The following is a 16722-nucleotide window of genomic DNA, read 5'->3' as shown; positions in this document are numbered from 1 at the left end:
CCTACGTTCGGAACACCCGTGTTGCACGTTCGCGTTCGTGGCGGGAAAACGCAGGTCGCTTGTTCCGAACGTTGAACTCGGGGGTTCTGAACGTAGGACACGCGCGTTCTGGACGTAGGACACGCGGGCGCTGGGGGTTCGACTCGCGCGGGGGTGGTCAGGGGTTGGGGTGGTGTAGGAGACTGGAGGATTGGGAGCGGTCCCAGAGCGGGTGGGTCGGGGATTGTGGGCGTTGACACTTAAGCGGTTAATTGATTTGGTGTGGGGGCCTGCCGCAGGCAGGCGCGCTGCCCTGCGCTCGCTACGTCAGTGTCGACAACTACGCGAGGTACATCCATGCGCAAGCGATTCGGCTCGGTCGGTGCCCTCATAACGGCCGCCGTCGGCGCCCTGGTCCTGTCACTGCTCACGGTGGCGCCGGCGCACGCCGCGGCCGGGTTCACCGTCAGCAACGGCCGCCTCCTCGACGCCAACGGCAACGACTTCGTGATGCGTGGCGTCAACCACGCGCACACCTGGTACACCGACCGCACCACCCAGGCCCTCAAGGACATCAAGGCCACGGGCGCGAACACCGTCCGCGTCGTCCTCAGCTCCGGCGACCGGTGGACCCTCAACAACGCCGCCGACGTCGCCAACGTCATCGGCCAGTGCAAGGCCAACAAGCTCATCTGCGTGCTGGAGGTGCACGACACCACCGGCTACCAGGAGCAGAGCGGCGCGGTCAGCCTCGCCCGCGCCGTCGAGTACTGGAAGAGCGTCCAGAGCGCCCTGGCCGGCCAGGAGAAGTACGTCATCCTGAACATCGGCAACGAGCCGTGGGGCAACACCGGCTACACCGGGTGGACGCAGGCCACCAAGGACGCCATCACCTCGCTGCGCGCGGCGGGCTTCGAGCACACGATCATGGTGGACGCGCCGAACTGGGGCCAGGACTGGGCCTTCACGATGCGCGACAACGCGGCCTCGGTCTTCGCCGCCGACCCGCAGAAGAACACGGTGTTCTCCATCCACATGTACGGCGTCTTCGACACGGCCGCCGAGATCAACGACTACCTGAACCGGTTCGTCACCGCGAAGCTGCCGATCGTGGTCGGCGAGTTCGGCCACGACCACTCCGACGGCAACCCCGACGAGGACACGATCTTCGCCACCACCCAGTCGCTCAAGCTGGGCTACCTCGCGTGGTCGTGGTCGGGCAACGGCGGCGGCGTCGAGTACCTCGACATGGTGACCGGCTTCAACGCCGCCCAGCTCACCAGCTGGGGCCAGCGCGCGATCAACGGCGCCAACGGCATCAAGGCCACCTCGCGCCAGGCCAGCGTCTACGACAGCGGCACGGGGCCGGACACCACCCCGCCGTCCACCCCCGGCACCCCGACCGCGTCCGGCGTCACGTCGAGCAGCGCCACCCTGTCCTGGGCCGCGTCCACCGACAACGTCGGCGTGACCGGCTACGACGTGGTCCGGGTCAACGGCGCCACGGAGACCGCCGCGGTCAGCTCCGCCACCACCACGGCGACCGTCACCGGCCTGTCGGCCAACACCGCCTACACCTTCGCCGTCTACGCGCGCGACGCGGCGGGCAACCGCTCCACCCGCTCCAACACCGTCACCGTGACCACCCTGCCCGGTGGCGGCGGCGGTTCCTGCGCGGTCACCTACAAGGTCGCGGGCCAGTGGCAGGGCGGCTTCCAGGGCGACGTGAAGATCGCCAACACCGGCACCGCGCCGGTCAACGGCTGGACGCTGCGCTGGACCTGGGCCAACGGCCAGACGGTGAGCCAGTCCTGGGGCGCCACCACGACCCAGTCGGGTGCCGTGCTGAGCGCGACCAACGTGTCCTACACCGCCTCCATCCCGGTGAACGGCTCGGTCAGCTTCGGCTTCATCGGGTCGTGGAACGGCACGAACTCCGTGCCCACCGCGTTCACCCTCAACGGCGCCACCTGCACGACGGCCTAGGAGATCGCGATGACGAGGAAGACTGCGGTCGCGGCGCTGTTAGGCGCGCTGGCCACGCTGGTCGGGCTCCTGGTGGCCGCACCGGGTCAGGCGGTCGAGGCCGCCGCGCCGACGCGCATCATGGCGCTGGGCGACTCGATCACCGGGTCGCCGGGCTGCTGGCGCGCGCTGCTCGACCGCGACCTGCGCGCGGCCGGGCACACCGACATCGACTTCGTGGGCACCCGCGCCGGCGACGGCTGCGGGTTCCCCTACGACGGCGAGAACGAGGGGCACGGCGGCGCGCTGGTCACCACCGTGGCCGACCAGAACCAGCTCGTCGGCTGGCTCGGCGCCACCAACCCGAACGTGGTGCTCATGCACTTCGGGACCAACGACGTGTGGAGCAACCGGTCGACCGCGACCATCCTGGCCGCCTACGGCAAGCTGGTGGACCAGATGCGCGCGAACAACGCGAGCATGAAGGTGCTCGTCGCCAAGATCATCCCCATGGCGGCGAGCGCCTGCGCCGAGTGCCCGCAACGCGTGATCGACCTGAACGCGGCCATCCCCGGCTGGGCGGCGGCCAAGTCCACCGCGCAGTCGCCGGTCACCGTGGTCGACCAGTGGACCGGCTTCAACACCGCCACCGACACCTACGACGGCGTGCACCCCAACGCGTCGGGCGACCGCAAGATCGCCGACCGGTGGATCCCGGCCGTGGTGTCGGCGCTCAACGGCACCACGCCCACGTCCACCACCACCACCACCACTACAACGACGACGACGACCACCACCACGACCACCACGACCACGGTCCCGAACGGGTCGTGCGACGTGGAGATCAAGGTCGTCAACCAGTGGCAGGGCGGGTTCCAGGTGGAGATCACGGTCCGCAACGGCGGCGGCGCCACGAGCCGCGGCTGGCGGGTCGGGTTCGCGTTCCGCTCGGGCATGTCCCTCGCCCAGGGCTGGAACGGGACCTTCACCCAGAGCGGCACGTCGGTGACGGTGACCAACGCGTCCTGGAACGGCGCGCTGCCGCCGGCCGGGACGACCAAGGTCGGGTTCACCGGCACGGGTGACGCGACGGGGTGGAACCCGGTTCCGACCTGCGCGCTGACCTGACCGGACCTCGCGGTTGTGCCCTGGCGACGGGGCACAACCGCGAGCCCTTTCGCATGTGATGCACGTCACATTGCACGGTGTAGAGAGCGCCGTGACGGCTCCGTCCAGAGGGTGCGAGCGCCAAGATGGGCGCGAACGACGACCCAGGAGTCCGACATGGCGAAGTTCCTGCTCCTCATGAACTACGGCCCCACCGCCACCTGCGACGTGCCGATCGACCGCTGGGCGCGCGAGGACATCGCCGCGCACATCCGGTTCCAGCAGGACCTCGGGAAGGAGCTGACCGACAACGGCGAGCTGGTCGACGCGCAGGGCCTGGCGGGCCCCGAGCTGGCCAAGACGGTGACGTTCACCGGCGAGGGCGCGCCCGTGATCACCGACGGCCCGTTCCCGGAGTCGAAGGAGTTGCTGGCGGGTTACTGGATGGTCGACACGACGCTGGAGCGCGCGCTGGAGATCGCGGCGAAGGCGTCGGCCGCGCCCGGCCCGAACGGCGTGCCGCTCGGCCAGCCGATCGAGGTGCGCGAGCTGATGTCCGCGCCCGCGTCGTCCGACCTGTGACGGGGCCGGCCACGTCCGGCAAGGCCGTCGAGGACCTGCTGCGCGAGTGCGCGCCGCAGGTCCTCGGCGTGGTCGCGCGCCGGTTCGGCGACTTCGCGCAGGCCGAGGACGCGGTGCAGGAGGCGCTGCTGGCGGCGGCCCGGCACTGGCCCGTGGACGGCCTGCCGGACAACCCGCGCGGCTGGCTCGTGCAGACCGCCGTGCGGAAGATGACGGACCTGATCCGCAGCGAGGCCGCCCGCCGCCGCCGCGAGGAGGAGGTGTTCCGCGAGCCGCCGCCCGGCGAGGCGGTGGACCGGGACGACACGCTGGTCGTGCTGTTCCTGTGCTGCCACCCGGAGCTGACGCCCGCGTCGGCCATCGCGCTGACCCTGCGCGCGGTCGGCGGCCTCACCACGGCGGAGATCGCGAACGCGTTCCTGGTGCCCGAGGCGACCATGGCCCAGCGGATCAGCCGCGCCAAGCAGAAGCTGCGCGGCGCGAGCTTCGCCCTGCCCGGCCCGGACGAGTTCGCGGCCCGGCTGAGGTCCGTGCTGCACACCCTGTACCTGATCTTCAACGAGGGCTACACCAGCAGCGTCGGCGGCGCCCTGCACCGGACGGAGCTGTCCGGCGAGGCGATCCGGCTGGCCAGGGCCGTGCACGCCCGGCTGCCGGCCGACCCGGAGGTGGCGGGCCTGCTCGCGCTGATGCTGCTCACCGACGCCCGCCGGCCCGCGCGCACCGGCCCGGACGGCGCGCTGATCCCCCTGGCCGAGCAGGACCGGTCGCGGTGGGACCGGGACCTGATCGTCGAGGGCGTCGAGCTGATCATGGCGGCGGTGGAGCGCGGCGCGATCGGCGAGTACCAGCTCCAGGCGTCGATCGCGGCGCTCCACGACGACGCGCTGCGCGCCGAGGAGACCGACTGGCCGCAGATCCTGGGCATGTACGGGCTGCTGGAGCGGATGACCGGCAACCCGGTGGTGTCGCTCAACCGGGCGGTCGCGCTCGCGATGGTGCACGGGCCCGCCGCCGGGCTGGAGGCGCTCGACGCGCTGGACGGGCGGCTGGCCGGCCACCACCGGCTCGACGCCGTGCGCGGCCACCTGCACGAGATGGCCGGTGACGTGCCGCGGGCCGTGGCGCACTACCGGGCGGCCGCCGCGCGCACCACGAGCACCCCCGAGCAGCGCTACCTCGTGGACAAGGCGGCCCGGCTGGCGTCGGTACCCTCGACCGGGGGAGGTGAGCCGTGACCGAGCGCAAACCGGCCGGGGTGGGCTTCGAGACCTGGATCGAGCGGCAGATCCGGGAGGCCCAGGACCGCGGCGAGTTCGACGACCTGCCGGGCGCGGGCAAGCCGCTGTCGGGCCTGGATCAGCCCCACGACGAGCTGTGGTGGGTGAAGGAGAAGCTGCGCCGCGAGGAGGGCACCGCGCTCCCGCCCACGCTGCTGCTGCGCAAGGAGGCCGAGGCCGCGCGCGAGGCCGCCGGGCGGGCGCGCACCGAGGCCGAGGTGCGGTCGATCCTGGCGGCGATCAACGCCAGGATCGAGGACGCGATCCGCAAGCCCCTGTCGGGTCCGCCGCTGAACCTGATGCCGTTCGACGTCGAGCACGTCGTGGCGCGGTGGCGGGCCGACCGGGCCGGGCGCTGACGCCCGTCCCACCCGTTCCCGGACCCGGCCTGCGGCACGTCACGACGCCGGCCCCGCCCGCGGAGGGGGCGCTCAGCCGAGCCCGGCCGCGTCCAGCAGCGCGGTCGCGGTGGCGACGCCGAGACCGCCCAGCGGCTCGGCGCGGACCACGGCACGGGCGCTCGCGCCGTCGAACACCACGGTGAGCTGCGCGGCGAGGGTGTCGGGGTCCGCCACGCCCGCCGCGCGGGCCTCGGCGGCGAAGAAGTCGGTCAGGTCCTGCTTGTGCCGGCGCGCCACGGCGTTGGCCGGGTGCGCGGCGTCCTTCAGCTCGGTCGCGGTGGCGACCAGCGGGCAGCCGCGGTAGTCCGGCCGGTCGGACAGCTCGTCCTGCGCGCGGAACACGTGCAGGACCCGTTCGCGCGGCGTGCCGCCGTCCGGGGGGAGCAGCAGGGCGTCGTAGGCCGGGGCGCGGCGGTCGAGGCTCGCCGCGATCAGCTCGTCCTTGCCGTCGAACAGCAGGTACATCGACCGCTTGGAGACGCCGGCCGCCTTGCACAGCGCGTCGACGCCGACGCCGACGCCCTCCCGGTAGAACAGCTCGCCCGCCGCGTCCAGCAGGCGGTCCCGTGGAGTGGTCACCCCGGCAGGGTACCGGCCCGGGTCGACAGGGGGAAACCGATCGGTCTACAGTCGGCGGAAACCGATCGGTTTCCACCTCTGGAGGAGTGCCATGACGACGATCAACGGGGCGACCGCACTGGTCACGGGCGGCAACCGGGGCCTGGGCAAGGCCCTGGTCGAGGCCCTGTACGACCGGGGCGCGGCGAAGGTCTACGCCACCGCGCGCGACCCGCGCACCGTCACGCACCCGGATGCCGTCCCGCTCGCGCTGGAGGTCACCGATCCCGCCTCGGTGGCGGCCGCCGCGGCCCGCGCCGACGACGTCACCATCGTGGTCAACAACGCGGGCGGGCTGGTGGGCGCGTCGTTCCTGGACTCGCCGGTGGAGGACGTCCGGCGCGAGTTCGAGACCAACTTCTACGGGCCGCTGCACGTGACGCGCGCGTTCGTGCCCGTGGTCGAGCGCAACGGCGGCGGCCACCTGCTCAACGTCGCCTCCGTGCTGTCCTGGTTCGCGCTCAACGGTTCCTACAGCGCGTCGAAGGCCGCCCTGTGGTCGCAGACCAACTCCCTGCGCCTGGAGCTGCGGCCGCGCGGCATCACCGTCACCGGCCTGCACGTCGGGTACGTGGACACCGACCTGGCCGCCGGCGTGACCGCGCCCAAGAGCGATCCCCGGCACGTGGCGGAACTCGCGGTCGACGGCATCGAGTCCGACGCGTTCGAGGTGCTGGCCGACGACCTGTCGCGTCGCGTGAAAGCCGCCCTGGCGCAGGACATCGCGGTCCAGTACCCGGCGCTGGCGGGCTGACCGGAGGTCCACAGTAGACGGTCGCTGCACCTGCACCTGCACCTGCACCGCGGGAACGGGGCGGCGCGTGCCCTTGACGGCGGTCCCGCGGAAGGTGCGGCCGGTGTCACCCTGGGTACCCCGCTGCCACCTGCCCGAGGGATTTTCCTCCACCGCTCTAGTGGAATTGCGAGGTGCGGCCATGGCAGAACCCCAGCGCGTGCCGGCTCACGTCGGAGTCGAGGACGTCGAGCGCTTGGAAGCCGAGACCGAGCGGCTGCGCGAGGTGGACTACCGCGAGGGCGGCGGCGCGTGCCGGGACGCCGCGATCGCCCACGCGGCCCGGCACGACCGGCTCCCGGACGCCGTGACCGCCGGCCCGCTGCGGGTGCGGCTGCTGGTCGCGCTGGCCGACCTGCACAACGTGGCCGGGTGGACCTGCTTCGACACCGGCCGCGAAGCGCTCGCCGCGCGGCACTGGGACCGGGCGCTGGACCTCGCGGTCGAGGCGGGCCACGAGGACCTGCAGGCCAACATCCACTACCGCGTCGGCCGGATGCGGCTGCACCGCGGCAGGCGCTGCGAGGCGTCGCGGGAGTTCGCGCTCGGGCTCGTCGCGGCGCGACGGGCGGGGTCGGCGCGGGCCGTCGCGGTGCTGCACGCCAACCAGGCGTGGGCGCGCGCGGGCCTGGGCGACCGGAGCGGCGCGCTGCGGTTGCTGCACCTGGCGCACGACGAGTTCTCCCGCGCGCCGTCCGGCCCGGTGCCCGGGTGGGTGCGCTTCTTCGACGAGCCGGACCTGTGCGGGTTGACCGGCGTGGTGCTGACGGAGCTGGCCCGGACGGTGGACCCGGCGCAGACCTCGGCCGCGATCGACTCGCTGACCGCGGCCGTGGCGGGCTACTCCGAGCGGATGAGCCGCAGCCGGACCTTCAGCCTGGTGGCGCTGGCCACGAACCACCTGGTGGACCGGGACTTCGACCAGGCGGCGGAGGTGGGGGAGCGCGCCCTGGCCGCCGCCGGGTCGCTCGACTCCACGCGGGTCGCCGACCGCCTGCGGCCCCTGCGCCGCCTCGCGGACCGCCACCCGCGCGAGCCGCACGCCCGGATCCTGTCCGACCGCATCGCCGCCTTCGGCGTGCCCGCCTGACGTCCGCGACGCCGTTCGCGGGCCACCGGACCGCCCCCGACCCGCCGCGGGTCGGGGGCGGTTTCCCGTGCGTGCCGGGCCGTTCCGCCGCGCCCGGGACCGCCGGGAAGCCGCCCTCGGACCGTCGAATTCGAGTCGAATTCGACTCTTGATCGAATCACCGGGTCGAACGGCAGTCGAACGAAGTTACGTCGTTGACGTGTGCCGGACACTTTCGCAATACTCTGTTCGCACTTCTGGATAGTGTTCACATTTATGAACAATCTTGCCGGGGAAGGCCCCTCGTCATGCGGATGATCAGTACTGCGCTCGTGCTTTCCTGCGCCCTCGGCGTGATCGCGGCAGCACCCGCGCACGCAGGCCATGACCTGGGAAGACAGGTTCTCCAGCCCGGTGACGGCTGGGCGTCGAGCGGCACGGGCACCACCGGTGGGTCGGCCGCCACGACCGAACACGTCGTGCGCACGGCGGCGGAGTTGCGGGCGGCCCTGGCCGCGCCCGCGCCACGCCTCATCAAAGTGCGCGGCGTCATCGACGTCAGGGCTGATTGCGCAACATATGCCACGGACGGCTACACGCTCGCGGGCTATCTGGCCGCATACGACCCCGCCGTTTGGGGGCGCGACACCGAGCCCAGCGGCCCGCTGGAGGACGCCCGCGCCGCGTCGGCCGCGCGCCAGGCCGCGGCGATCTCGTTCGCCGTCGGCTCCGACACCACGATCGTGGGCGACGGCCGGGGCGCGGGCATCACCGGCGCGTCCCTGCGGGTGCACGGCGCGTCGAACGTGATCATCCGCAACCTCACGTTCCGCGACACCCGCGACTGCTTCCCGCAGTGGGACCCGACCGACGGCGCGACGGGCAACTGGAACTCCGCCTACGACGCGGTGTCCCTCCAGCGCGCCACGAACGTGTGGGTCGACCACAACACGTTCACCGACCAGCCGTTCCCGGACAGCGCCGCGCCGAGCTACTTCGGTCGCCCCTACCAGCAGCACGACGGCTCGCTCGACATGACCAGCGGCACCGACCTGGTCACCGCGTCGTACAACCTGTTCGAGGACCACGGCAAGACGATGCTCATCGGCTCGTCCAACACCTCGACCACCGACCCCGGCAAGCTGCGGGTCTCGGTGCACCACAACGTGTTCCGCAACGTCGAGGAGCGCCTGCCGCGCGTCCGGTTCGGCCAGGTGCACGTCTACAACAACCTCTACGAGCCCGGACCGACGTTCGTCTACGCCTGGGGCGTCGGCGTGCAGTCGAAGCTGTACGTCGAGAACAACTACGTCAAGCTGGGCAACGGCGGCGCGGTCGAGAACCTGATCTACAACTGGGGCGGCACGGCCATCACCGAGGTCGGCACGTTGGTCGACGGCAAGCCGGTGGACGCGCTCGACGCGTTCAACGCGGCCCACCCGACCGCGCAGCTCGCCGGCGACGCGGGCTGGACGCCCCAGTTCACCCGCGGCCTGGAGCCGACCACCCGGGTGAAGAACCTCAAGGCGGGCGCTCAGCAGCGCGAGCGCTACCACGTGGCCAAGGGCACGGACTTCGACACCGTGCAGGCGGCCATCGACGCCGCACCGCCCGGCACCACCATCACCATCGGCAAGGGCGTGTACCGCGAGGTGGTCCGGGTGCCCGCGACCAAGCCCGACCTGACGCTCAAGGGCTCCACCGGCACCGCGCGCGACGTCGTCATCGACTACGACAACGCCGGCGGCACCAAGAAGCCCGACGGCACCACTCACGGCACCACCGGCTCGGCCACCGCGACGATCGAGGCCGACGGCTTCACCGCCCGCGACCTGACGTTCAGCAACTCGTTCGACCGGGCCGCGCACCCCGAGATCACCGCCACGCAGGCCGTCGCGGTGAAGGCCACCGGCGACCGGCAGTACTACGACCGCGTCCGCTTCCTCGGCCACCAGGACACCCTCTACGCCGACACGCGCGCGGTCGGCACGCGGGCCCGCCAGTACTACCGGGGCGGCGAGATCGTCGGCGACGTCGACTTCATCTTCGGCCGCGCCACCGCCGTGTTCGACCAGGTCACCATCCGCGCGCTGAACCGGGGCGGCGATCCCAACGGTTACATCACCGCCGCCAGCACCCGCCGCGACAACCCGCACGGCTTCCTGATCATGAACTCGACGGTCGTCAGCGACGCGCCCGCCGGCACCTACTACCTCGGCCGGCCGTGGCACCCCGGCGGCGACCCGGACGCGATCGCCTCGGTCGTCGTCCGTGACACCAAGCTGCCCGCCGCGGTGAAGGCCGCGCCGTGGACCGACATGTCGGGCTTCTCCTGGCGCGACGCCCGGTTCGCCGAGTTCCGCAACTCCGGCCCCGGCGCGACCGCGGGCGCGGACCGGCCGCAGCTCACCGCGGACCAGGCCGCCCAGCACACCCGGCGCGCCTACCTCGGCGACTGGAACCCCGCATGAGGACGCGCACCTGGGCGCCCTACGCCCTGATCGCACCGACGCTGGTGCTGATGGCGGTCTTCCTGGTCTACCCGATCGGCAGCGTCGTCTACTACAGCCTCCAGCGGTACAACGTCACGCAGCCGTGGAAGAACGGCTTCGCGGGGCTGGACAACTTCAAGCAGATGCTGTTCGACGACCCGCTGTTCTGGCAGAGCCTCGCGTTCAGCGCCAAGTGGGTGTTCGTCGAGGTCGGCCTGCAACTGCTGCTCGGCCTGGTCTTGGCGCTGATCGTGAACGAGACCTTCATCGGCCGCGGCCTGGCCCGCGCGCTGGTGTTCTCGCCGTGGGCGGTGTCCGGCGTGCTCACCACGGGCATCTGGATCCTGCTGCTCAACCCGTCCACGGGCATCTTCCAGGCCCTCTCCGAGTGGGGCGTCGGCTCGCCGGGCACCTCGGTGCTCGGCAACCCCGACACGGTGTTCGACGCCCTCGTGGTGACCGAGCTGTGGCGCGGCGTGCCGTTCTTCGCGATCCTGCTGCTGGCCGACCTCCAGAGCATCCCCAAGGACCTCTACGAGGCGGCGTCCGTGGACGGCGCGAGCCGGTGGAAGCGCTTCACCAGCGTCACCCTGCCGCACCTGAAGGACGCGATCATCCTGTCGACGCTGCTGCGCGCGGTGTGGGAGTTCAACAACGTCGACCTCATCTACACGCTGACCGGCGGCGGTCCCGCGAACCAGACCACCACGCTGCCGCTCTACGTGGCCCGGCAGGCCGTCGACTCGCACAACTTCGGGTACGGCTCGGCGCTCACCGTCGCCGGGTTCCTGATCCTGTTGTTCTTCTCTATCGCGTACCTGCGGTTGTCGAAGTTCGGGAGCCGAGCATGACCGAGACCCTGGGCAAGACCGACACCCTGGTGCGGGAGGTCGCGGGCACGACGCACGCGCCGCCGCCGCGGACCAGGCGACGCCGCCGGGCCGTGGCCGAGGAGCCGGGCAAGCCGTGGATGATCCACGTGCCGCTGGTGCTGTACCTGCTGTTCACGCTCATCCCGTTCTACTGGATGCTGGTGTTCGCGGTCCGGCCGGCCGGCTCGACGCAGCTCGTGCCGTGGCCGATCTCGCTGGAGCACTTCGACACGGTGTGGAACGACATCGGGTTCGGCATCTTCTTCTACAACAGCGTCATCATGGGCCTGGGCGTGCTCGTGTTCGTCACCATCCTGTCGGTGATGGGCGGGTACGCGCTGGCGCGGTTCAAGTTCCGCGGCCAGAAGGTTTTCCTGCTGGCGATGCTGTGCAGCCAGTTCATCCCCGGCGCGATGATGCTGATCCCGCTGTTCGTGATCTTCAAGGGGCTCGGCCTGCTCAACAGCATCACCGGCCTGGTCATCGCGGAGGTGGCGTTCCAGCTGCCGCTGTCGCTGATCCTGATGAGCGGGTTCATCCGCAACATCTCCGTGGAGCTGGAAGAGGCCGCGATGGTGGACGGCTGCTCGCGCCTGCGCGCGTTCTTCGCGGTCGTCCTGCCGCAGCTCAAACCCGCCCTGGTGGCGGTCGGGTCGTTCGCGTTCATCGGCGCGTGGAACCAGTTCCTGTTCGCGCTCATGTTCGCCACGAGGCAGGACAAGTTCACCCTGCCGGTCGGCCTGAGCTACACGTTGGGTGAGTTCAACACCGACTTCGGAGCACTCGCCGCCGGTGGCGTGGTCGCGGCCGTGCCGGTGGTCCTGGTTTTCGCCGTCGTGCAGCGGTTCCTGGTGCAGGGGCTCAGCGCCGGGGCTGTGAAGGGATAGGAGCATCATGAGAAAACTGCTGGTCGCCGTGGCCGCCGCCGCGCTGGCGCTGTCCGCCTGCTCGTCCGGGGGAGGTGCGGGCGGCGACGGGAACGTGACCATCACGTTCTGGGACAACAACGGCGGGCCCGCCCGCGAGCCGATCTACAAGGAGCTGATCTCCCGCTTCGAGGCGGCGAACCCCACCATCAAGGTCGAGTACGTCGGCATCCCCAGCGCCTCGGTGCAGCAGAAGTACGACACCGCCATCGCCGGCGGCGAGACGCCGGACGTCGGCGGCGTGACCACCTCGTACCTCGCGCACCTGGTCGGCCAGGAGGCGCTCGCGCCGCTCGACGACCGCGTCAACGGCGGCCCGCTGAAGGACAAGCTGCTGCCCTCGCTGGTGGAGACCGTCCGCCAGACCGCGCCCGACGGCAAGCTCTACATCGTGCCGTCCTCGGCCAACATGGACATCATCTGGTACCGCACGGACTGGTTCAAGGACGCGGGGATCGAGCCGCCGAAGACCTGGGACGAGTTCATCACCGCGGCGACGAAGCTGACCGACACGGCCGCGAACAAGTACGGCTACACCATCCGCGGCGGCGCGGGCTCGGTGTTCCAGCTCATCACCGAGGCGTACGCGTACTCCGGGGTGGACAACTTCTTCAAGGACGGCAAGAGCACGCTCAACGACCCGGCCAACGCCGAACTGGTCGACAAGGTCGCCGAGCTCTACAAGAAGGCCACCCCCGAGGCCGACGTGAACAACAGCTTCACCCAGATGATCGCCCAGTTCACCGGCGGCTCGGTCGCGATGATGCACCACAACCTCGGCTCCTACAGCGACGTCACCAAGGCGCTCGGCGACAAGGTCGCCGCGATCCCGCTGCCGGTCGGCCCCAGCGGCAAGCGCACCGTCGTGCCCAACCCGACCGACGGCTTCGCGGTGTTCAAGAACAGCGAGAACCAGGACGCGGCGTGGAAGTTCGCCGAGTTCCTCACCTCCGCCGAGTCCAACAGCTACTGGAACGAGAAGGTCGGCCAGATCCCGGCCAACACCGACGTGCGCAGCGCCGCGTGGATCGACAAGGCCGCCCACGTGAAGATGGCGCTCGACGTGCTGGAGGACCCGGCCACGGTCCTCGTGCCCGCGCCGGTGTACCTGCCGCAGTACTCGTCCATCACCAAGGCCGACAGCGAGCCGCAGTACCAGAAGGTGCTCCTCGGCGAGCTGAGCGCGCAGCAGTTCCTGGACGACGTGGCGAAGAAGCTCACCGAGGCGCAGAAGGAGTGGGAGGACCGCAAATGATCGAGCGCGTCGAGGTGTCGGTGTTCACGACCACCGCGTGGACCGCGGTGGACCCGCACGGGCACCGGCACCCGAGCGCCGAGCACGAGGTCCGCGAGGCGCTGCTGGAGATCACCGACTCCGACGGCGTGGTGGGGCGCGTGCAGGTGCACCCCGACCAGCTGCGGCCCGCCGTGCTCGACTCGATCGTGAAGCCCGTGCTGATCGGCGCGGACCCGTGGGACCGCGAGCGGCTGTGGCGGGCGATGGCCCGCAAGCAGCGCGGCTCGCACGGCCGGTTCACCGACCGGGCCCTCGGCTACGTCGACACCGCGTTGTGGGACCTGGTGGGCAAGCGCGCCGGGCAGCCGGTGTGGAAGCTGCTCGGCGGCGCCCGGTCCCGCATCCCGGCCTACGCCAGCACGATGTGCGGCGACGAGATCCCGGGCGGGCTGAGCACGCCCGGGGACTACGCGGCGTTCGCCAAGCAGCTCGTGGAGCGCGGCTACCGGGCGATCAAGCTGCACACGTGGATGCCGCCGGTGCCCGGCGCGCCCAGCGTGCGGGCGGACATCGCGGCGTGCGAGGCGGTGCGCGAGGCGGTCGGGCCGGAGGTGGCGTTGATGCTCGACGCGAACCACTGGTACTCGCGCACCGAGGCGCTGGAGCTGGGCCGGGCGCTGGAGGCGCTGGACTTCTACTGGTTCGAGGAGCCGATGGAGGAGGCGTCGATCAGCTCCTACCGGTGGCTGTCCGAGCAGCTCTCCATCCCGGTCATCGGGCCGGAGGTGGCCTGGGGCAAGCACCTGAGCCGCGCCGAGTGGATCACCTCCGGGGCGTGCGACATCCTGCGCGCCGGGCCGACCGACGTCGGCGGCATCTCGCCGACGGTCAAGGCCCTGCACCTGGCCGAGTCGTTCAACATGGACTGCGAGATCCACGGCGACGGCTCGGCGAGCCTCGCCGTGCTCGGCGGCACCGACAACGGCCGCTGGTACGAGCGGGGGTTGCTGCACCCGCTGCACGACTTCGACCGCGTGCCGCCGCACCGGCTCGCGATCGCCGACCCGCTCGACGCGGACGGCCACGTCACCATGACCTCCTCTCCCGGTCTGGGTGACGAGTTCGACGTCGAGCACATCCGCGCGCACACCGTCGAGAGGTGGTGATCCCGGTGTAAGGCCCAGGCCGCCGCCACGTTCGGACCGCCGCCGGTTCCCTTTTCATCCACAGTCGTATGGAGGAAACCGCATGTCTCGCAAGATCTCCCGCGCGCTGGTCGCGGCGACGGCGTTAGCCGCGTCCGTGGTCATGGCGCCCACCGCCGACGCGGCGCACTTCAACCTCGAGGGTTGGGGCACGCAGTGCGGCGGCACCACCGGCGGAGCCGGTGGGGGCACGGTGACCGTCAGCGACGCCACGGCGTTCGCCAACGCCGCCAAGTCGACCACCACGCAGACCATCCGGGTCTCGGGCACCATCACGCTGTCCAGCATGACGAAGGTCGCGTCGAACAAGACGATCATCGGCATCGGCACCGGCTCGACCATCGCCGGGCACGGCCTGAACGTCGCCAACGCGTCCAACGTCATCATCCGGAACCTGAACTTCAGGGACTGGGCGGACGACGCCATCAACGTCCAGTACTCCACCCGGGTCTGGATCGACCACAACAGCCTGCGCAACGGTTACGACGGCGCGATCGACATCAAGCGCGCGTCCGACTGCGTGACCGTGTCGTGGAACAAGATCAGCAGCCACGACAAGACCATGCTGCTCGGCCACGACGACGGCAACGGCGGCGAGGACCGCGGCAAGCTGCGGGTCAGCTACCACCACAACTGGTTCGACGGCACCAACCAGCGCCACCCGCGGGTCCGCTTCGGCAACCCCGTGCACGTCTACAACAACTACTACGGCGGCGTGACGTCGTACGGTGTGGCTTCCACGATGGAGGCCGGCGTGCTCGTGGAGTGCAACTACTTCGAGAACACCAGGGACCCGTTCCACCGGGGCGAGGGCTCGTCGCCGGCGGGCAGCCTCGTGGCGCGCAACAACCACATGGTCGGCTCGGGTTCGGGCGACCAGGGTGGCAGCGTCAAGTCGATCCCGTACTCGTACGTGCTCGACTCCTGCTCCGGCGTGAAGTCGGTCGTGCAGAGCGGCGCGGGCGTGGGCAAGGTCGGCTGACGCCGTCCCCGCCCGACGCCTGATCGGCGGCCCCTGGCCACTCTCCCGGCCAGGGGCCGTCCGGCGTGCCGGTTGGTGGGTGGTTCGTCAGGGCTTGTGCGGCGGGGTTCTTCGGCGGGCTTCTTCGGCGGGTGCTGGTGGCGGGGGTTGAGCGGCGGGGGTTGAGCGGCGGGGTTGAGCGGTGGGGTTGAGCGGTGGGGTTGAGCGGCCGGGGTTCAGCGGCCGGGGTTCAACGGCGGGGGCGGGATTCGGTGGTGACGGCGTAGCGGTCGCCGCGCACCATCGTGTGCCGCCACTCCACGGGGCGGCCCCGGGCGCGGCCCAGGCGGTGGAGGGACAGGCACGCCACGTCCGGTCCGCAGTCCAGCAGCGCCCGTTCGGCGGGGGTCGGCACGACGGCTTTGATGGTCTCGCGGCTCTGGTCGACCTTGAGGCCGGTGCGCTCGGCCAGCACGGTGTAGAGGCTGGTGCGGGTGAAGTCGGCGTCCAGCAGGGGTGACGCCACGGCGGCCGGCAGCCAGACGCGGTCGATGGCGAGGGGGCTGCCGCCGGCCAGGCGGAGGCGTTCCAGGTGGAGGAGCGGGGTGGAGCCCTCCAGGGCGAGCTGGTCGGCGATCACGCCGTCCGCGCGGATGTCGAGGACGCGGACGATGCTGCGTTGTTCCAGGCCGGCGGCCTCGACGGAGGCGAAGAGGCTCTGGAGGGTGTCCAGCGGCTGTTCCACGTCGGCGGCCGGGCCGACCCGCGGTTGGCGGCCGCGTTCGGCGACGACCAGGCCGTCGGCGCGGAGTTGGTGCAGGGCTTGGCGGACGGTGTGGCGGCTCACGCGGTAGTCGTTGACCAGGGCCAGTTCGCCGGGGAAGCCGGTCTCGAAGTCGCCGGAGTGCAGGCGGGTGATCAGGTCGTCCTGGAGTTGTCGCCAGAGCGGGGTGCCGGTGGAGCGGTCCAGGGGGCGCGCGGGCATGGGCACCTCCTGAGCGGTCGGGTCAGGTGGGGGTGGTGGGGGTGGGATGGGGTGGGGATCGGGTCGGGTCAGGTGGGGATCGGGTCGGGTGGGGGTCGGGTTGGGTGGGGTGGTGGTTGGGTGGTGCGGGCCGGCCCGATTTGACATGGGGCCCTTACGAGTACCCGGGGCAGGCCGTAGCCGGCAGGCCCGGCGGGGAAAAGCGTCCCGCCAAGCCTGCCGGCTCCGACCAGCCTAAGGCACTCGAACC

Annotated in this window: 15 protein-coding genes; 13 read left to right on the top strand and 2 right to left on the bottom strand. The window is 71.2% G+C overall.

Annotation, left to right across the window (positions count from 1 at the left end; all coding sequences use genetic code 11):
- Positions 1-336: 336 nt before the first annotated feature.
- The 5 genes from ACWEFJ_RS08000 (at position 337) to ACWEFJ_RS07980 (ending at position 5272) form a co-directional block, all read left to right on the top strand.
- Positions 337-1965 (top strand): cellulase family glycosylhydrolase, encoded by a 1629-nt coding sequence (locus tag ACWEFJ_RS08000; RefSeq protein WP_449713275.1) that lies wholly within the window; start codon positions 337-339, stop codon positions 1963-1965.
- A 9-nt stretch (positions 1966-1974) separates the two neighbouring features.
- Positions 1975-3072: a cellulose binding domain-containing protein gene (locus tag ACWEFJ_RS07995; protein WP_449713274.1), complete on the top strand. Its 1098-nt coding sequence runs from the start codon at positions 1975-1977 to the stop codon at positions 3070-3072.
- Positions 3073-3228: 156 nt separating this feature from the next.
- The gene (locus ACWEFJ_RS07990) at positions 3229-3633 is read left to right on the top strand and encodes a YciI family protein (RefSeq protein ID WP_378090695.1); all 405 of its coding nucleotides are present in this window, start codon (positions 3229-3231) and stop codon (positions 3631-3633) included.
- The gene (locus tag ACWEFJ_RS07985; RefSeq protein WP_378090696.1) at positions 3630-4871 is read left to right on the top strand and encodes an RNA polymerase sigma factor; all 1242 of its coding nucleotides are present in this window, start codon (positions 3630-3632) and stop codon (positions 4869-4871) included. The genes ACWEFJ_RS07990 and ACWEFJ_RS07985 overlap by 4 nt, the downstream gene beginning before the upstream one ends.
- Positions 4868-5272 (top strand): DnaJ family domain-containing protein, encoded by a 405-nt coding sequence (locus ACWEFJ_RS07980; protein WP_378090697.1) that lies wholly within the window; start codon positions 4868-4870, stop codon positions 5270-5272. Before ACWEFJ_RS07985 ends, ACWEFJ_RS07980 begins: the two co-directional genes overlap by 4 nt.
- Positions 5273-5344: 72 nt before the next feature.
- On the opposite strand, the gene ACWEFJ_RS07975 is transcribed toward ACWEFJ_RS07980, so the two are convergent.
- Positions 5345-5893, bottom strand: coding sequence for a TetR/AcrR family transcriptional regulator (locus tag ACWEFJ_RS07975; protein ID WP_449713273.1), 549 nt, complete (start codon positions 5891-5893; stop codon positions 5345-5347).
- Between the two features lie 91 nt (positions 5894-5984).
- Here ACWEFJ_RS07975 and ACWEFJ_RS07970 point away from each other — a divergent pair, with 91 nt between their 5' ends.
- The 8 genes from ACWEFJ_RS07970 to ACWEFJ_RS07935 all read left to right on the top strand — a co-directional run bounded on the left by ACWEFJ_RS07970 (position 5985) and on the right by ACWEFJ_RS07935 (position 15508).
- Positions 5985-6686, top strand: coding sequence for an SDR family oxidoreductase (locus tag ACWEFJ_RS07970; protein WP_378090699.1), 702 nt, complete (start codon positions 5985-5987; stop codon positions 6684-6686).
- A gap of 181 nt (positions 6687-6867) precedes the next feature.
- Positions 6868-7815 carry a tetratricopeptide repeat protein gene (locus tag ACWEFJ_RS07965; RefSeq protein WP_449713272.1) on the top strand — a complete coding sequence of 316 codons (948 nt, stop codon included), beginning with the start codon at positions 6868-6870 and terminating at the stop codon, positions 7813-7815.
- Positions 7816-8108: 293 nt separating this feature from the next.
- Positions 8109-10265, top strand: coding sequence for a pectinesterase family protein (locus ACWEFJ_RS07960; protein WP_449713271.1), 2157 nt, complete (start codon positions 8109-8111; stop codon positions 10263-10265).
- A complete protein-coding gene (locus ACWEFJ_RS07955; protein WP_449713270.1) occupies positions 10262-11137 on the top strand; it encodes a carbohydrate ABC transporter permease in 876 nt (291 codons plus the stop codon). Before ACWEFJ_RS07960 ends, ACWEFJ_RS07955 begins: the two co-directional genes overlap by 4 nt.
- Positions 11134-12045: a carbohydrate ABC transporter permease gene (locus ACWEFJ_RS07950; RefSeq protein ID WP_378090703.1), complete on the top strand. Its 912-nt coding sequence runs from the start codon at positions 11134-11136 to the stop codon at positions 12043-12045. Before ACWEFJ_RS07955 ends, ACWEFJ_RS07950 begins: the two co-directional genes overlap by 4 nt.
- A gap of 7 nt (positions 12046-12052) precedes the next feature.
- Complete coding sequence (locus ACWEFJ_RS07945; RefSeq protein WP_449713269.1) at positions 12053-13339, top strand: ABC transporter substrate-binding protein; 1287 nt, start codon at positions 12053-12055, stop codon at positions 13337-13339.
- Positions 13336-14487: an enolase C-terminal domain-like protein gene (locus ACWEFJ_RS07940; RefSeq protein ID WP_378090705.1), complete on the top strand. Its 1152-nt coding sequence runs from the start codon at positions 13336-13338 to the stop codon at positions 14485-14487. The genes ACWEFJ_RS07945 and ACWEFJ_RS07940 overlap by 4 nt, the downstream gene beginning before the upstream one ends.
- 82 nt (positions 14488-14569) lie before the next feature.
- On the top strand, positions 14570-15508 hold the full coding sequence (locus tag ACWEFJ_RS07935; protein ID WP_378090706.1) for a pectate lyase family protein: 939 nt from the start codon (positions 14570-14572) through the stop codon (positions 15506-15508).
- A 229-nt stretch (positions 15509-15737) separates the two neighbouring features.
- Here ACWEFJ_RS07935 and ACWEFJ_RS07930 read toward each other — a convergent pair whose 3' ends face one another.
- Positions 15738-16472 carry a GntR family transcriptional regulator gene (locus tag ACWEFJ_RS07930; RefSeq protein WP_449713268.1) on the bottom strand — a complete coding sequence of 245 codons (735 nt, stop codon included), beginning with the start codon at positions 16470-16472 and terminating at the stop codon, positions 15738-15740.
- Between the last annotated feature and the right edge of the window lie 250 nt (positions 16473-16722).

It is taken from the genome of Actinosynnema sp. NPDC004786, assembly GCF_053601135.1.
The sequence above is the reverse complement of the archived record's forward strand: the minus strand, read 5'-3'. Positions and strand labels throughout refer to the sequence as shown.

What these genes read in the sequence shown, in the direction of transcription:
- ACWEFJ_RS07950 (WP_378090703.1), top strand. Translation starts at nt 11,134, where the DNA reads ATGACCGAGACCCTGGGCAAGACCGACACCCTGGTGCGGGAGGTCGCG.
- ACWEFJ_RS07935 (WP_378090706.1), top strand. Translation starts at nt 14,570, where the DNA reads ATGTCTCGCAAGATCTCCCGCGCGCTGGTCGCGGCGACGGCGTTAGCC.
- ACWEFJ_RS07930 (WP_449713268.1), bottom strand. Translation starts at nt 16,472, where the DNA reads ATGCCCGCGCGCCCCCTGGACCGCTCCACCGGCACCCCGCTCTGGCGA.
- ACWEFJ_RS07960 (WP_449713271.1), top strand. Translation starts at nt 8,109, where the DNA reads ATGATCAGTACTGCGCTCGTGCTTTCCTGCGCCCTCGGCGTGATCGCG.
- ACWEFJ_RS07995 (WP_449713274.1), top strand. Translation starts at nt 1,975, where the DNA reads ATGACGAGGAAGACTGCGGTCGCGGCGCTGTTAGGCGCGCTGGCCACG.
- ACWEFJ_RS08000 (WP_449713275.1), top strand. Translation starts at nt 337, where the DNA reads ATGCGCAAGCGATTCGGCTCGGTCGGTGCCCTCATAACGGCCGCCGTC.
- ACWEFJ_RS07970 (WP_378090699.1), top strand. Translation starts at nt 5,985, where the DNA reads ATGACGACGATCAACGGGGCGACCGCACTGGTCACGGGCGGCAACCGG.
- ACWEFJ_RS07945 (WP_449713269.1), top strand. Translation starts at nt 12,053, where the DNA reads ATGAGAAAACTGCTGGTCGCCGTGGCCGCCGCCGCGCTGGCGCTGTCC.
- ACWEFJ_RS07940 (WP_378090705.1), top strand. Translation starts at nt 13,336, where the DNA reads ATGATCGAGCGCGTCGAGGTGTCGGTGTTCACGACCACCGCGTGGACC.
- ACWEFJ_RS07955 (WP_449713270.1), top strand. Translation starts at nt 10,262, where the DNA reads ATGAGGACGCGCACCTGGGCGCCCTACGCCCTGATCGCACCGACGCTG.
- ACWEFJ_RS07965 (WP_449713272.1), top strand. Translation starts at nt 6,868, where the DNA reads ATGGCAGAACCCCAGCGCGTGCCGGCTCACGTCGGAGTCGAGGACGTC.
- ACWEFJ_RS07990 (WP_378090695.1), top strand. Translation starts at nt 3,229, where the DNA reads ATGGCGAAGTTCCTGCTCCTCATGAACTACGGCCCCACCGCCACCTGC.